The organism is Rubripirellula tenax (assembly GCF_007860125.1).
Taxonomy (GTDB): Bacteria; Planctomycetota; Planctomycetia; order Pirellulales; family Pirellulaceae; genus Rubripirellula; species Rubripirellula tenax.
Genome location: NZ_SJPW01000004.1, coordinates 176,372 through 191,516, shown reverse-complemented (window position 1 = coordinate 191,516; position 15,145 = coordinate 176,372). Strand labels below are relative to the sequence as shown.

At 56.3% G+C, this 15,145-nt stretch carries 14 protein-coding genes; 4 read left to right on the top strand and 10 right to left on the bottom strand.

The window, feature by feature from the left end:
• The first annotated feature begins 15 nt into the window (after nt 1–15).
• The gene (locus Poly51_RS15280; protein WP_186775580.1) at nt 16–2,247 is read left to right on the top strand and encodes a PQQ-binding-like beta-propeller repeat protein; all 2,232 of its coding nucleotides are present in this window, start codon (nt 16–18) and stop codon (nt 2,245–2,247) included.
• Nucleotides 2,248–2,326: 79 nt separating this feature from the next.
• Here the strand turns inward: Poly51_RS15280 and polA are convergent, their stop codons facing one another.
• Genes polA through argB form a run of 5 tightly spaced genes read right to left on the bottom strand, consistent with a single transcriptional unit; the run spans nt 2,327 to nt 9,064 of the window.
• Entirely contained in the window at nt 2,327–5,131 is a 2,805-nt protein-coding gene (polA, locus tag Poly51_RS15275; RefSeq protein ID WP_146458676.1) for a DNA polymerase I, read from the bottom strand.
• A complete protein-coding gene (rph, locus tag Poly51_RS15270) occupies nt 5,121–5,831 on the bottom strand; it encodes a ribonuclease PH (RefSeq protein ID WP_146458675.1) in 711 nt (236 codons plus the stop codon). Before rph ends, polA begins: the two co-directional genes overlap by 11 nt.
• A 59-nt stretch (nt 5,832–5,890) precedes the next feature.
• Nucleotides 5,891–6,826: an ornithine carbamoyltransferase gene (argF, locus tag Poly51_RS15265; RefSeq protein WP_146459174.1), complete on the bottom strand. Its 936-nt coding sequence runs from the start codon at nt 6,824–6,826 to the stop codon at nt 5,891–5,893.
• Between the two features lie 6 nt (nt 6,827–6,832).
• The gene (locus tag Poly51_RS15260; RefSeq protein WP_146458674.1) at nt 6,833–8,149 is read right to left on the bottom strand and encodes an aminotransferase class III-fold pyridoxal phosphate-dependent enzyme; all 1,317 of its coding nucleotides are present in this window, start codon (nt 8,147–8,149) and stop codon (nt 6,833–6,835) included.
• Between the two features lie 51 nt (nt 8,150–8,200).
• Nucleotides 8,201–9,064 carry an acetylglutamate kinase gene (gene argB, locus Poly51_RS15255; RefSeq protein ID WP_146459173.1) on the bottom strand — a complete coding sequence of 288 codons (864 nt, stop codon included), beginning with the start codon at nt 9,062–9,064 and terminating at the stop codon, nt 8,201–8,203.
• 192 nt (nt 9,065–9,256) lie between these two features.
• Here argB and proC point away from each other — a divergent pair, with 192 nt between their 5' ends.
• Together proC and Poly51_RS15245 are read left to right on the top strand one after the other, a co-directional pair.
• Nucleotides 9,257–10,066, top strand: a complete 810-nt coding sequence (gene proC, locus Poly51_RS15250) for a pyrroline-5-carboxylate reductase (protein ID WP_146458673.1) — start codon at nt 9,257–9,259, stop codon at nt 10,064–10,066.
• 51 nt (nt 10,067–10,117) lie between these two features.
• Complete coding sequence (locus tag Poly51_RS15245) at nt 10,118–10,354, top strand: hypothetical protein (protein ID WP_146458672.1); 237 nt, start codon at nt 10,118–10,120, stop codon at nt 10,352–10,354.
• Nucleotides 10,355–10,403: 49 nt separating this feature from the next.
• Here Poly51_RS15245 and Poly51_RS15240 read toward each other — a convergent pair whose 3' ends face one another.
• Nucleotides 10,404–10,649 carry a Trm112 family protein gene (locus Poly51_RS15240; RefSeq protein WP_146458671.1) on the bottom strand — a complete coding sequence of 82 codons (246 nt, stop codon included), beginning with the start codon at nt 10,647–10,649 and terminating at the stop codon, nt 10,404–10,406.
• Nucleotides 10,650–10,755: 106 nt separating this feature from the next.
• On the opposite strand from Poly51_RS15240, the gene Poly51_RS15235 reads away from it, so the two are divergent.
• On the top strand, nt 10,756–11,571 hold the full coding sequence (locus tag Poly51_RS15235) for a hypothetical protein (protein ID WP_146458670.1): 816 nt from the start codon (nt 10,756–10,758) through the stop codon (nt 11,569–11,571).
• A 185-nt stretch (nt 11,572–11,756) separates the two neighbouring features.
• On the opposite strand, the gene rplL is transcribed toward Poly51_RS15235, so the two are convergent.
• From rplL to Poly51_RS15215, 4 genes are all read right to left on the bottom strand, one after another.
• Nucleotides 11,757–12,170, bottom strand: a complete 414-nt coding sequence (gene rplL, locus Poly51_RS15230; protein WP_146458669.1) for a 50S ribosomal protein L7/L12 — start codon at nt 12,168–12,170, stop codon at nt 11,757–11,759.
• A 60-nt stretch (nt 12,171–12,230) separates the two neighbouring features.
• Nucleotides 12,231–12,755, bottom strand: a complete 525-nt coding sequence (gene rplJ, locus Poly51_RS15225; RefSeq protein ID WP_146458668.1) for a 50S ribosomal protein L10 — start codon at nt 12,753–12,755, stop codon at nt 12,231–12,233.
• Between the two features lie 125 nt (nt 12,756–12,880).
• Nucleotides 12,881–13,558 carry a 50S ribosomal protein L1 gene (gene rplA / locus Poly51_RS15220; protein WP_146459172.1) on the bottom strand — a complete coding sequence of 226 codons (678 nt, stop codon included), beginning with the start codon at nt 13,556–13,558 and terminating at the stop codon, nt 12,881–12,883.
• A 235-nt stretch (nt 13,559–13,793) separates the two neighbouring features.
• Nucleotides 13,794–15,017, bottom strand: coding sequence for a hypothetical protein (locus Poly51_RS15215; protein WP_146458667.1), 1,224 nt, complete (start codon nt 15,015–15,017; stop codon nt 13,794–13,796).
• Nucleotides 15,018–15,145 lie beyond the last annotated feature (128 nt).

Genomic DNA, 15,145 nt, shown 5'->3' with positions numbered 1-15,145 from the left:
CGAACTCTTGGTCCCATGTTTCGGGTATTGATCGTTTCCGTTTTCGTCTTCTTCGGTACATCGATTGCGATTCGAGCCGATCTGCCGTTTGAACCGGGTGAAGAAGTCGAAGTCTACTATCTGAGCAAATGGCGGCCGGCCCGCGTGTTGAACACGGATCGTCGAAAAGGCATTTATTGCCAGTACACATTCATTTCGTTGAAAGAGGGATGGTTCGGTGTCAACGCGGTTCGCCGAGAGTACGAGAAAGATGCCCTGGCACACGCTCGCGTTTGGAAAGCAGGCGAAGGAGAGTTCTCGGTCATCGCCGCGCCGATCCGCGTCACAGCGACTGAATTGACGCTGAGGACGGAATTGGGCAAAGAGATCACGGTGCCCCTCGAGCGATTGTCTACCGTCGATCAAGCGTTCGCGAAAAAGTTAGGTGCGGTTGCGCCAACGGCGCCGGGGGCTCATCGTGGCAGCGTCGTCGAAATGGATTTGTCGACGGCAACGGAGATTGCCGAATCCGGTTCGGTATCCGCGTCAATTGCTGCCGACCCGCTAAGAACTTCGATGCAGCTCGCCGAAGGCGGTGCAGCGTTCGAGGTCGGCAACTTCTTTGACAAAGTCGGTGCGATCATTCCGCTGGGCGGCTCGGACCAGTGGTTGCTGGCGTCACTCGAAAATACGTTCTCGTCAGTGAAAGACAAAATGCCGACGCGTTTGATGTGGGTTTCGATCCGCAAGGCGCAGATGACTCAAATGCATCCGCTGCCGCCCGCGATCCAATTGAAGGATTACCACGCGCCGTCGCAGATGGCGTTGACCTATGACGCGGGAACGGACAAGCCGATCTTGACGCTTTGGAAGAGTTCGCCGTCGATGCCCCAGGCCGAACAGAAGATCAGTTGGTATGGTTCCGACGTGGCCTCGAAAGCTCACTACGGCAGCGGCGACGGAAGCTGGGCGCGGTTTGCCAGTGATCGAGTCGTCATTTTTCGCGACTCGCAACGTAGATTGGTTGCCTGGAACGCGGCCGAACGAAAAGCGATTTGGACCGCGACACAACAGTCGGCCCAAGCGCCGACGCCCGAGTTGTCACCGGGGCGACGCTATCTGTTGATTCCCGAATCGGGAAGTCTTCGAATAGTTGACCCGATTGCCGGCACCGAACTTTCAACCGTGAAATGTGAAGGCGAGATTCGTTCGCTCGCCATCGCCGATGATGGCAAGCACGTCTTGATATTGTTGGACAGCAGTCTGCTGGCCGTTGACATCACTGGCCAAAGCGAACAGCGATCCGTCGATGTTGGATTTATGGATTTGCCGACGACAACCACGGTTCATTGGCTCGATAGCGACGTCGTCTGCTTGTCGACGACCGGCAACGAGATGCTGTTGTTCAGTCTGGAACGCGGCATTCCGCTTTGGCGATACGAATTCGACGATGGGGTTTCGACCCGGAGCGTCGGTGACGACCGGGTGCGCCGGACGGTCGACGGTCACTTGATCTACGCTGCGTCCGCCCAGTCAAGAGTCGAACGAGGCATTCATGCCGGTCGCACCAAAACGGGCGTTGGCGTTGGTGCGGTCAGACTTCCGGGGGACGATGCGGCCGGTTACGTCAAGTATTTGAAACGCGACGAGCTGATCGTTTTTGATCGCGGTGATTCAGTGCGTATCGATGTCCAAGCGATTGAAAACAGTGACCAGATTCAAACTGCCTTGGTCGATCAAGCGGAAAGGAACGGTTGGACGATCGACAATGCGTCGAAAAACGTGTTGTCCGCTAAATTAAAACGAGGGCCATCGCAAACCGTGCGTTATCAATTCGGCTCTTCCCCGATGTCGGGATTCGGTGGCCCGTCGGGGATGCGTCCACCCGGATTCGGTCCGCGACCCGGTTTTGGTCCACCGCCGGGGTTCGGAAGACCACCGGGATTCGGCGGCTCGTCGCCATACGGCGGGCAACCCGAGACCCCGGCCGCGCCGGTTCAATCAGCATCCGTTCAACCGTATCTATCAACGATCGAACTTACCATCGACGGTCAACCGGCGTGGCGCGGACGATCGAGCAGTGGTGTGCCGCCGGTGGTCCGGATCGCTGAGGGTGAATCATTGCAGCGGAAGGTCGATGAAGCTCAGGCACCCGATATCGGTTTCTTCTCAACCGTGAATGTTCCCGAGTCGATCATCAACCCCGAGTTCCGCACCGGCCTCGGAGTCTCGTTGATCACCAATCAAGGCTTGGAAAAGAAGAAGTAAACGCTCGGATACATTGCTGCATGCCGAGATGCGAGCGTCTCGGAACCTCGAACTTTTACTCGCACAATCTTTAGGCTGATCAGTGGGCTTCGAGCCAGTTCTTTCCAACGCCCATTTCGACGACGACTGGGACCGTCATCGGAAGCGTCGTTTTCATCGCTTCTTCGATCACCGGCATCACGGTGTCCTGCTCGCTGGCCAGCATGTCGAAGACGATTTCGTCGTGGACGGTCAGCACCATCTTTGTTGCAAAGCCGCCTTCGCGCAATGCACGATGGGTTCGAATCATCGCAAGCTTCAGCATGTCGGCGGCGGTGCCTTGGATTGGGCTGTTCATTGCCAACCGCTCGGCTGTCGCGACGACGGTACGACTTCGCGAGTTGATGTCACGCAGATAGCGTCGCCGGCCCGTTTGCGTGGCGACGTAACCATGCTCTTTGGCAAAGGCGATGGTTTTGTCGATGTAAGTTTGAACGCCCGGATACTTTTCAAAGTAATTGTGAATCAACTCGCTGGCTTCGGCACGCGGAATATTCAAACGTTGCTGCAGCCCAAACGCCGAGATGCCGTAGATGATGCCGAAGTTGACTGTTTTCGCCTTATCTCGCATTTCGCGAGTCACATCGGCGACGTCCACTTTGTAGACCTTCGAAGCAGTCACTGTGTGAATGTCTTCGCCCGATTGAAACGCTTCCAGCATGCCGGGATCGCCGCTCAGTTCGGCCATCACGCGCAATTCAATCTGCGAATAATCGGCGCTCAAAATCAAATGGTCGTCGTCGCGAGCAACGAACGCCGCTTTTATGTCACGGCCCCGTTCTTTTCGTACCGGAATCGTTTGCAAGTTGGGATCGTTCGATTGCATCCGCCCCGTCGCGGTCCAGGATTGGCTGTAATGCGTATGCAGCCGGCCCGTGTTTGGATTCACCGCGTTGGGCAGTTGATCGACATAGGTTGACTTCAACTTCCGAGCGTTGCGATAATCCAGAACGTTGGCGATGACCTCGTGACGCCCTGACAATCGTTCCAATTCGGCCTCACGGGTCGAGTATTGACCCGTGGCTGTCTTTTTCGGGTTCGCTTCGAGTTCCAATTCTTCGTAAAGCACGACGCCAAGCTGCTTTGGCGAATCGATGTTGAACTCATGCCCAGCGGCCGAAAAAATTTGTGCCTGCAGGTCCTCGATTTCGACTTCCAATTTCTTTGAAAAGATCGCCAGTGCCGCGGTGTCTAATCGAATGCCTTCGAATTCCATGTCGACCAGCACGGGCGTCAACGGACACTCGACTTCATAGCAGACCTTTGCGACGCCACGTGCTTCGATGTCGGGACGCAACGCCTGGGCGACTTGCCACGTGACGTCCGCATCTTCGCACGCGTACTGGGAAAGTTGCTCGATCGGCACGTCTCGCATGTTCTTCTGGTCGGGCCCCTTTTCGCCGATCAACTCTTTGATCGAGATCGGTTTGTAACCCAGATACAGCTTGGCCAAGTAATCCAAGCCGTGTCGCATCTCGGGTTCTTTCATCGAGTGCGCCAGCATCGTATCGAACAGTTCGCCGCGGACTTCGATGCCGTTCCATTTCAACAGTGTCAGGTCGTATTTCAAGTTGTGACCGATCTTGCCGATCGATTCGTTCTCGAAAATCGAACAGAATTCGCCAAGCACACCTCGCGCCTCATCCAGATCCGGCGGACAGACGACGTAGTAGGCTTCGGACGCCTTGAAGCAGAACGCCAAGCCCAACGGCAGCGCCGTACGCGGATCCAATCCCGTCGTCTCGGAATCGAAACAGATCGTGGGTTGCTTCTGTAATTCTTGGATCAGCTCGGCACGCTGTTCGGCCGTGGTGATCGCCTTGTAAACATGGCGGACGTCATCGATCGTCTTTTCGTCGACGGGTTCGTCGAACAAGGTGGCTTGAATTTCCGTTTCGCGTTTTTCGCGAATGACCTGGGCTCGCGTGGTCGCGGACGAGAACGATTTGCCGAACAGTTTTTTTCCCAACGAATCGAACTCGAGCTCCATGAACAACGCTTTCATCTTTTCGATGTCTTGCGGTTGTCGTGCGAACGAATCCAACGATTCTGCGACCGGAACGTCCAACAGAATCGTGACCAACTTTTTCGACAGCAACGCCATGTCCACGTTCTGTTCGACCCGCTCGCGTTGTTTGCCCTTCAACTCGGACGCATGCTTGATCAGATTTTCGACGCTGCCGTATTTCGCGATCAACGTCTGGGCCGTCTTGGGACCGATTCCCGGAATTCCGGGAATATTGTCGCTGGAATCACCCATCAATCCAAGAATGTCGATGACTTGATCAACTCGTTCGACTTCCCACTTGGCCAGGACTTCCTTGACGCCGAGTATCTCGACTTCGTCACCACGACGACCGGGTTTGTAAACCACCGCGTCCTCGGTGACCAATTGGTGATAGTCCTTGTCGGGCGTGACCATCCATGTTCGATAGTCTTCCCCGGCGGCGCGGTGAGCCAGCGTTCCGATGATGTCATCCGCCTCGTATCCGGGCATTCGGATCGAAGGGATGTTCATCGCATCGAACAGTTTGTCGATGTAGGGAAGCTGTTGCGACATGTCTTCGGGCATCGCATCCCGCTGGGCCTTGTAGGGCTCGTAATCGATATGTCGCTGGGTCGGTTCCGATGTGTCGAACGCAACCGCGATGTGGGTCGGTTCTTCACGGGCCAAAATATCCATGACCGTGTTGGCCATGCCGAACACGCCCGACGTGCAAAGACCCGCCGATGTCATTCGCGGGCTTCGAACGAGCGCAAAGTGGGCGCGATAAAACAACGCCATCCCGTCAAGCAGAAACAGTTTCTTTGTCTCGGGAAACAGTTCTTGGTTTTTATCGGCCATGCGATTGAATGCTTGCGAGTTGCTTGGCCGTCAATTCGACGATGCCCTTCTTGGAAAGTCGCAGCAGTTCGGCCAATTCGGAATCGTCGAAGGTGGCTTCTTCACCCGTCCCTTGAATCTCGACGAAGCGACCCTTGCCGGTCATCACAACATTCATGTCCACATCGGCGGCGACGTCCAATACATAGTCGAGGTCCAATTTGACTTCGCCGTCGATCAATCCGACGCTGATCGCGGCAACCGAATCGGTGATCGGTCCGTTGCCGATTGTCGAACCGGGAACCGCAATCTCGATCGCTTTGGCCAAAGCGATGAATCCCCCGGTGATGGACGCGGTACGCGTGCCGCCATCGGCTTGCAGCACGTCACAGTCCACCGTGATCATGTTTTCGCCCAGCGCCTTCATGTCAACGACCGACCGCAGACTACGTCCGATCAACCGCTGGATCTCAGTCGTGCGACCATCGACCTTGCCATCACGATCTCGCCGTTTTCGCGGGCTGGTGCTGCCCGGAAGCATGTTGTATTCGGCCGTGACCCAGCCCTTGCCCTTACCTTCCAACCACGGCGGCACTTTGGCTTCGATCGACGCGGTGCAAAGAACGATCGTTCGTCCGCAGCGGTACAGGACACTTGCCGGATTCGAATCGAGGTATCCGCATTGGATTTCAATTTCGCGAAGTTGGTCGGCGGGGCGCATGGGAGGCTTTTTGTTTTCGGTGAATTGGTTGTCGGACTTGCCGATCGCTGCCACCCGGTTTAAGCGACGTTCTTGTCGATCCAGGGGCGGTTGAGTAGCCACACCATTAGACCCTTTTGGGCATGCATGCGATTGCCCGCTTGACGGATGACATCGCTTTGCCCGCTGTCGATGACGTCGTCGGTGATTTCTTGGCCGCGAATCGCCGGCAAGCAGTGCAGCACGCGGGTGTGAGAGAGCGCCGCGCCCATCAACTTTTCATTGACTTGATAATTCGCGAATGCTTCTTTGCGAATCGCCGATTCGGCTTCTTGGCCCATGCTGGTCCAGACGTCGGTGTAAATCGCGTCCGCCGTCTTCACTGCGGTCATCGGATCGCGAACCGTTTCGATCTTTGCCTTGGGGTACGCCTTGGCAACTTGCGATAGCCAATCCGCGTCCATTTCGTATCCGTTTGGACACGCCAAGGTGAACGGCATGTCCAACATCGCACAGATCAGGGCCAACGACTGGGCAACGTTGTTTCCATCGCCGACGAAGACCAGATGTTTTCCCGTGAGCGTTCCAAGTGATTCTTGGATCGTCAACACATCGGCCAGTGCTTGGCAGGGATGACACAAATCGGTCAGCCCGTTGATCACCGGGACGGCGTTGAAGCTGGCCAGTTGTTCGGCGCGGTCATGCGATTTCGCGCGGCAAACAACCAAGTCAACGAACTCACCCAGCACTTGAGTGAAATCGCGGGCCGATTCTCTCTTGCCCCAACCCACGTCGTCGCCCAGAAACAAACTTGCGCCGCCCAATTGGACCATGCCGGTTTCAAAACTGACGCGTGTTCGCAGGCTCGGCTTTTCGAACAGCAACGCCAACATTCGCCGTTCCAAAATCGGAGGTCGATCGCCTACCGCCAATCGCTTTTTCAGCTCGTTGGAAACATCCAAGATCCGATTGAGATCATTTGGCGAGAGTTCAAAGAGTGTGAGAAGATGTTGCATCATGTTCTAAGCATTCATGTTTGCGGTGGATTGTTCGAGTTCGCCCAGCGTCGATGCGAAACGTGATAGGAATTGTGTTCGGTCGTCTGGCGTTAGAGCCAATGGCAATTGGATGCGAATGCCAACGTCTCCTGCCGACTCGATTCGCAAGCCTTGCTTGGTCGCGGCAGCGACAACGTCGGTCGATTCAATGTCCGTTTCGACACCGATCGTCATGCCTGTCGCATGGATGTCACGGACAAACTCGAACGATGAAATGGATTCTGCCAACTCGATTGCAAACGTTCTTGCGTGGTCGGCGGACGGTTCCAGCAAATCATGTTCGAACATCGATTCGATCGTCTGCACCGCCACTGCGGCAAGCAGCGGATTGTCGATCGAGTGAGCAGGACGTCGCGAGGTACTTCGTTCGTTTGCGAAAACCAAACCGCCGGACATGCCCGCGAATAATCCGCCTGCGACCGCGAACATATCGGCCGGCACGTCGGTGATCGATGTCCAAGTGAGCGGCGATCCGGACGCACCAAACATCAACTGGGTCTCGTCGACGGCAAGCAACAGGTCATGTTGATCGCAAAGTCGTCGTAGGCCTTTCAAGTACCCCGTCTCGCACGCGACAGCGCCAGCGGCAAAGTCGATCGGGCACAACAAAATGCAGCCCGTGTTGTCGTCGATCATCGACTCGATGGCCGCCAAATCGCCCGTCGGTGCGTGGGCAAAACCGGCCATCATTGGACCAAAGCCGTCGTGCAGTTCCGGTCGACCACTGGCCGTTCGGCACATGCCGGTCCGCCCGTGGTCGCTGCCCACCATCGCGATGGTGCGATAGCGTTTTCCGCCGTGACGATGGCGAACGTTGGCGAGCATCTGTTCGATCGCCGCGTCGGATGAAGAAGCGAGCGAAACCGAATCGGTTTGGACGCCGCCGAACGGTTTCAAGAACTCACCAAACGCATCACGAAGTGACAAAGACGACGGCGAATGATTGCCACGATCTTGCCAAGCCGACGCGTCGCCCAAGTACTGATCGGCGACCGATCGAATCGCATCAGCAGTCGAATCAAAGCCGAAGCCGAAAACGGAAGCACGGCCCGCCAAAGCGTCGACAATCTCGTAACCGTTTGCGTCGCCGCGGCGAATTCCGATCGCGCGTCCGGTGAAGCGTTTACGCGGGGATGGTCGAGCAACGGATGCATCGGGTTCCGCTCCCGTTTCGATTTCCGGCTCCGGTTCATTGGCTGGCCCCATCACGGCGTCCTCCAGTTGGGGAAACTCGGCTCCATCGATCGGGGCGAGCGATTCGTCGTCGTTCGTATCGCTCATAAAGGTATCCGGAATGTATAAAGGGTAAAACGAAACCGCGTCGCGCGTCGCCTACTGGTGAATCTCGGTTCCAACGCCGTTGGTCGTGAAGATTTCCAGCAACAGCGAATGGCGAATCGAACCGTCGACGATGTGAACCTTGCGGACGCCGCGACCAAGCGTTTCTAAGCACGCTTCGACTTTCGGGATCATGCCGCCGGCGATCACACCGTCTTCGATCAGTTGCCTCGCTTCGGCCGCCGAAAGCGTGTGAATGATCGTGCTCGGGTCGTCCTTGTCGGTCCGCACGCCGTTAACGTCGGAAAGAAACACCAACTTTTCGGCGCCCAACGACTGGGCGACCGCCATCGCGGCGGTGTCTGCATTGACATTGTATCGCTGCCCGTCTTCGCCCATGCACATCGACGGGATGATGGGGACTTGGTCGGTGTACGAAAGGCCTTCGATGACGCTGCGGTCGACGCGCGTGACGTGGCCGACGAACCCCAAATCGACATCGTCCTCTGTCGGCAGTTTCTCGCCAAAAAGCACGTTGGTGGTGTCGAACGACAGGTTCATGGCTCGGCCGCCCAATCGCTCCATTTCTTCCGTCAAGCCGACGTTCAATTCGCCCGCCAAGACTCGCGAGACGACTTCCAGCGTCGCCTGGTCGGTGTAGCGACGGCCACGGATGAAATTGGGCTCGATCCCCGATTCGGCCAAAGCTCGATTGATCGCCTTGCCACCGCCGTGGACGACGACAGGCTTCATCCCGACGGATTCCATGAAAATGACATCCAACAGGATGTGCATCAGGGCCGATTCGTCATCCAGCAGGCTGCCACCCAGCTTGATGACCGTTGTTTTCCCTCGGAAACTGCGGATCCAGCCCATCGCTTCGATCAACGTATTGGCTTTGGCAATGGCTTCGTCCACGTTGAAGTCGTCCGCACTCATGGATGTCATTTTTTTCAGGGGTGTTCGGAATCGGAAAAACCGATCAATTTAGAGCCGGTCGATCCTAGGGTCAATTCCGAGCTGGTGATGCCGACCGGTTTCGACGAACAAGAATCGAATCTCAAATTTCAAACTTCAGATCTCAAAAACTGAAGAATCGAAAGCTCCCGCATGAATTCATCGCTCAAACTAGCTCTCGTCGGTGGCGGACAAATGGGACGTGCCTTGGTGGCCGGGATGCTGGCCGCCAAAACCCTTCAAAGTGAGGGGATTCGGCTGGTTGAGCCGAACCCGGAAAGCTGTTCCTGGTGGGCCGATCATCATGGCGACATCGCAATCACGGATTTAGCAACCGCCGTGGCAGAAGCCGATGTCGTTGTTTTGGCGTTGAAACCGTACATCATGGCGACGGTAGCAAAGCAGAAACCGCAATTCTGGGATGGCAAGTTGGTGCTTTCGGTCGCCGCGGGGATCGGACTTGAATCGCTTATCGAGTGGATCGGTCATGGACGGGTCGTTCGTGTCATGCCCAACACGCCGGCCTTGGTCGGCGCGGGGGCCAGCGGATATTGCTGTGCCGCCGCCGTGACGGATGCTGATCGGGATACGGCGCAAACCTTGTTGGGTGCCGTCGGCATTGCTGTCGAAGTGGCTGAAAGCCAGATGGATGCGGTCACCGCGGTAAGCGGGTCCGGTCCGGCGTACGTGTGCTTGCTAGTCGAATCGCTGGCCGATGGCGGCGTATTGGCGGGGTTGCCGCGGCCATTGGCCATGCAGCTGGCAACGCAAACGGTACTGGGGACGGCCAAAATGATCGCCGAAACGGGCCGGCATCCCGGCGAGCTGAAGGATTCTGTGGCCAGCCCCGGCGGTACAACCATTGCTGCGTTGGCTTCGCTGGAACACAATGGGTTTCGCGGTACGGTGATCGAAGCCGTTGCGGCGGCGGCCAAGCGAAGCCGCGAGCTTGGAAAGTCGTAGCCGCGAAGCCGCGTTCCCTCGATCCGCTTTTCCCATTCACTGAAAGACACCATGGATTCACCGCTGGTCCGAATCGACGACAAGCAGGTCCCGCTCTACCGCATCGTTTGGGTGGCGGATGTGCCCCATTTTTGTGGCGAGCCGGACTGTATGCACGAAGGCGACTACGAAGTCCGTCTGGATGTCGACGATTCGCTTTGGACCGGCGCGGCTGAACGCGATATGGTCGTCGAATCGCTGACCAAATGGTGTAGCGACCCGCGCGGTGAAGAAGGCGATTGGTTGTAGGCGCCGCTGTGATTGGCAACGTGATCGAGAACTTGAAACTGGATTCTGCTCACAAGTCGATCGCCTCGTCGGCCACCAAGCTGGGTATTCCCTCACGAATCGGATAGATTCGCGTCTGTGACTGGTTGGCCAGCCCCCCATCAACGGGGCGAGATATTTTCTGGTCGTGTCGGTCTCGAAGACTTCCTGCGGCGATCGCTTGATTCACCCGGTCAATGATCGAGCTATCAGCCTCTTTTAACGGCGTTCCGTCGATCGGACAGCGAAGTAGCGAGATCAATTTTTGGTCTAACATCGATTTTCACTCAGTTTGGGATGCGTGTCTGGTCGATTTTTGGGTCTGGAGGCTCTGCCTCGTTGCTCACAACCGTTTGTCCGCAGTACCAGGCGAAAGGATTGCCATGAAAACTCGGATCTCGTCTCGGGTTGTCATGCGCGGATTTTCGATCACCGCTGCTGCAATCACAACCACGATCCTATCAACGTCGGCGCTGGCCCAATCAGGGCCAGGGTACTATACCGATCCCGCGACTGGCATTGTCTATCGCCAGGTCGCCAAGACGATCGAAACACCCGTCGTCGAAACAAAGATGGTTTCGCAGGAACAAACGGTCTTCACACCCAAGACCGTTCACGAAACCCGGCCCGAAAACCGAACCGTCTACACGCCGATCACCGAAAATGTTTGGCAACCGCGGGTCACCGGACGCTGGAACCCATTCCAGCAGCCGACCGTGGCGTACGAGCATGTGCCGCAGACACGATGGGAAGCTCGAAACGAAGTCGTTCAACGGACCCAGTCCAAGACGCAGTGGATCCCAGAGACCCGAAAGGTCGACGTTCCACAACAGATCGTGCGTATGGATCGCGAACAGAAAGTCGAATACGAGGCCATCGGTCGCGTCGCGCCCCAACCCACGACCTCGGGCGTGTCCGATGCGATCGCAGCCCGCCTTCGACCGCTCGAGAGCGATCAGCGGGTCGAGCCGATGGGGGCGAACTACGCGCAATCGCCGACGTATACCGCTCCGCGAATCGCGGCAACGACAGTCGGGCGGATGACCAGCGATCCGCCCCGCCGCACGATCGGTCAATCGGGAATGGCCGCAACCGACTTGATGCCGACACCATCAGCGACCTACGGCCAGGCCCTGGCGCCCAATACGGGCGGCGGAGTCGGAGTCGCGAATCTGCCGGCGTTGCCGTTCTTTCGGTAGCCGTAAAAGGCTCGAGATCGCACGGCATCGGGCATGCTCTACGAACCGTGTCACGCTAGCGAATTTGCCTAGCCTTGGTGGGGCTTGGGTATCCACACACGCCGAGCGGACCGCGCAGCAAGAAACCCCGTCGGCAATGGCTAACGGGGTCACGTGCGTGTTGATGACTGGAAGTCGGTCTCGAACTACTTCAGTTCGACCGAGCCACCAGCTTCTTCGATTTCTGCTTTGACCTTTTCGGCGTCTTCCTTCGAAACGGCTTGCTTCAGCGTTGCAGGAACGCCTTCAACCATCTTCTTGGCTTCCATCAGCGAAGCGCCGGTCAGGTTCTTAACAACTTTGACGACGTTCAGTTTCTTGTCGCCGAATCCGGTCAGGATCACGTCGAACTCGGTTTGCTCAACGGCCGCAGCGGCACCGTCGCCGTCGCCTGCTGCCATCATCATCATTCCACCGCCACCGGAGGCGGGTTCGATGCCGTAAGCATCCTTCAAGTAATCGCTAAGCTCTTTGGCTTGCTTCAGAGTCAATTCGGCGATTTTGTCGCCCATCGATTTGGTTTCGGCGCTGTATTCGGCAACGGCGGTTTCTTCTGACATCTTTAAATCCTCAAAAACAGTTGGTGGTTTGGTAGGGGACGGTCGGCTGGGTGACAAAAACTATTCGTCGCCTTCGCTCTTCTTTTTAATCTGGCTATTAAGTTTTCTACCCGGTCCAAGCAATGCACCGGAAAGTCCGGAGCCTGGGCCAAGGATTTGGCCGACCAGCATCGAAATTTGTTCTTGGCGACTGGGCCATTTGCTGACAGCTTTCAAGCCATCGGCGTCAAGCTTTTCGCCATCCATCACGCCGCCATCGGCGACGAACTTGTTGTACTTCTCTTTATCCTTGTCAAGTTTGACAAGGACTTTGACAAGCGAAACAAAGTCGGTCGAGCCCCAACAGACACCGATCTGTCCGCTGGCGCCTTCAAAAGCGTTTTGCAGCCCAGTGCCTTCGGTGGCACGACGGGCCAGCGAGTTTTTGACAACCACCATGTGGATGTCCATCTTCTCCAACTCGCCGCGAAGCTCGTTGGTTGTGTTGGCGTCCATCCCCACACATTTTACGAGCACAGCATCTTCGACTCCATCGAGTCGACGCTTGATATCGCGTGTAACGAGTTCTTTGACGTATTTACTCATCGATTGGGTTCACTTCGCAGGATCGTTTCGGTCTAAATTTCAGCGGGCAAAAATCGTTCTGCGTTCGACCATCAAACGGCTTCGGTATCCCGAAACACACTCGACGAAACGCACTGGACCCTCGCCTAACCGGTCACTCTGACGCTGGGGCTCATCGTTGCACAAATCGCAACCCCTCGAACATAGGCCCCTTTGACCGACTGGGGCTTGAGACCTTCGACGAAGTTCGTGAAGGCTTTGATGTTCTCGACGAGCTTTGGCGTGTCGAAACTCATCTTTCCAACCATGGCATGAACGTTTCCGCCCTTGTCATTTCGGAATTCAACTTTACCGGCTTTGTACTCGCCAACAACCTTCGCAACGTCAGGCGTTACGGTTCCGGCCCGTGGGCTAGGCATCAATCCGCGAGGACCCAGAACTCGGCCGAGAGGACCGACCAAACCCATCATGTCGGGTGCGGCGATACAAACGTCGAAATCGGTCCAGCCGTCTTTGATTTTTTTGGCCAAGTCTTCTTGTCCGACTTGGTCAGCACCCGCTTCTTCGGCTGCTTTGGCCGCATCGCCTTTGGCGAATACGACGACGCGCTGCGTTTTACCGATCCCGTTGGGAAGTACCAGCGAACCACGAATGATTTGGTCTGCCTGGTTGGGGTCAACGCCCAAACGCATGTGGACTTCGACGGTTTGGTCGAACTTGGTCGAGTCGTATTTTTTAAGTGCTTCTACAGCTTCAGAGAGCGGCAGAGCGTTCTTAGGTTGCTTTTCAAGCGAAGCGCGATAGCGCTTGGATTTTTTACCCATCTGGTCACGACTTTCGTTGGTCGGGTGGTTTGGCGAAGTCACCCGGCCCACCAGAAACTGAACGCGGCTGGCGATCAGCAAAACACTGCCGGTGGCGGCAACTTCTCCCACTTCTAACAAGCTCTCGCCTGCGAAGGCCAGAATTTGGCGAACCGAACGCAGAACGTCAACGCCAATCAGCCCCTTTGGCACGATATTTTCGCAGAATAATCATCGTCTGAGGCGAGACCAGGGCTCAGCTAACGCCCGATCCGAGGACTCGCAAACCTTCCAGGACGACCTGGAACCGACGGCGTGCACGTTCGACTTCCTGGGTCTGCATTCGGTCGCGGATTCGTTTCGCCTGTAAGTCTTTGGGGGAAATCTTCAATCGGCCCGCTGAGATGTCGTTATCTTCACGGACCAACTGCTGAGCTCGCTGGCTGGCATCGGCCGTGAAACGAGAGAAAATTGCGTCGATCGCCTGGTAGGCCAGGTCATATTTTTCCATCCGAAATTCGCGATCGCGAACGTGCCCGATTTGGTCGGCGCCACTGACCAAGCCACTGCGCTGGGCCGCTGTCAACAGTTGGCCGAACGCCGCCATGTCCAGCACATGCTGCTCGCCGTTCTCATCATCATCGTCGTCATCGAATGACGAGGAGTCTTCGACGATCAACGATTTGGTCAATAGAACCATCCGGTGACGCTTGCCGAGAGCAAAAAAGTCTTCGCGAGAAAACGGTTTGATGACGCGTTCGTCGGTCACGCTTTCCAGTTCAATCGTGCGGTCGCTGGCCGCTGTCAGCGCCGTCCGAACCAAGAAGTTTTTTTCATTCAACCGGATCAAGTACACCGCACTGGGGTAGATGTCGTCATCGGAGTTGACTTCGCGAAATCCGAATTCATCGTTGACCAGATCGAGCTGTCCGTCGTCGTCATGATCGTTAAATGCTTCGACAAACCGCTGGGTAATATCCGCTGATGTTGCCAATCGCGAGGGAATGGGGGCGTCGGGTTCATCGACTGCTTCGTCGTCGGCGGGTGCATCATCATCATCGATCGACGGGTCTGCTGGCGAAACGACCAGTTCGGGTTCGTCATCTTCATCTTCAATTTCATCGACCGTGACGCTGACCGCTTCCGCCGCCGCGGCGGCTTCCTCCCGTTTCGCAACGCGTTCGACCAAAGGCATCACTTCTTCGAAGGCTTTAAGAATCTCGTGTGTCTTTTCTTGCTTGCGAAGCAACACCTTTCGATTCCGCACGTCTTCCTTGGAAGTGCCTTTGAATTGTTCCTCGGGAACTTGTTTCAGTAACCGCGAACGACTCTCCATATACGACTCTCTCGCGTCCACCAGCTTGGCGAAGGCGAGGACCGCTTTGTTTTCTTGAATCAGGGCGCGAGCATCCAGAACGGCGTTTGCCGAACGGCTACCTCGCAACAACTTGTAGAGCTCTTCGAGATCGTCGCTGATCATGGCCGCACTTTTGCATGGATAGAGAAGAGATTTTTATTGTAACGCAAGGGAGATCGATCGTCGTGCCATCCCGCTTTGACATCCCCGCTCTGACATCAGCGGCGAAATCGATCAGCCTGTTCCTACGT

Excerpts from the sequence above, each read along its gene's own strand:
- Poly51_RS15280 (WP_186775580.1), top strand. The coding sequence starts at position 16 with ATGTTTCGGGTATTGATCGTTTCCGTTTTCGTCTTCTTCGGTACATCG.
- polA (WP_146458676.1), bottom strand. The coding sequence starts at position 5,131 with ATGGCCGATAAAAACCAAGAACTGTTTCCCGAGACAAAGAAACTGTTT.
- rph (WP_146458675.1), bottom strand. The coding sequence starts at position 5,831 with ATGCGCCCCGCCGACCAACTTCGCGAAATTGAAATCCAATGCGGATAC.
- argF (WP_146459174.1), bottom strand. The coding sequence starts at position 6,826 with ATGCAACATCTTCTCACACTCTTTGAACTCTCGCCAAATGATCTCAAT.
- Poly51_RS15260 (WP_146458674.1), bottom strand. The coding sequence starts at position 8,149 with ATGAGCGATACGAACGACGACGAATCGCTCGCCCCGATCGATGGAGCC.
- proC (WP_146458673.1), top strand. The coding sequence starts at position 9,257 with ATGAATTCATCGCTCAAACTAGCTCTCGTCGGTGGCGGACAAATGGGA.
- Poly51_RS15245 (WP_146458672.1), top strand. The coding sequence starts at position 10,118 with ATGGATTCACCGCTGGTCCGAATCGACGACAAGCAGGTCCCGCTCTAC.
- Poly51_RS15240 (WP_146458671.1), bottom strand. The coding sequence starts at position 10,649 with ATGTTAGACCAAAAATTGATCTCGCTACTTCGCTGTCCGATCGACGGA.
- Poly51_RS15235 (WP_146458670.1), top strand. The coding sequence starts at position 10,756 with ATGAAAACTCGGATCTCGTCTCGGGTTGTCATGCGCGGATTTTCGATC.
- rplL (WP_146458669.1), bottom strand. The coding sequence starts at position 12,170 with ATGTCAGAAGAAACCGCCGTTGCCGAATACAGCGCCGAAACCAAATCG.
- rplJ (WP_146458668.1), bottom strand. The coding sequence starts at position 12,755 with ATGAGTAAATACGTCAAAGAACTCGTTACACGCGATATCAAGCGTCGA.
- rplA (WP_146459172.1), bottom strand. The coding sequence starts at position 13,558 with ATGGGTAAAAAATCCAAGCGCTATCGCGCTTCGCTTGAAAAGCAACCT.
- Poly51_RS15215 (WP_146458667.1), bottom strand. The coding sequence starts at position 15,017 with ATGATCAGCGACGATCTCGAAGAGCTCTACAAGTTGTTGCGAGGTAGC.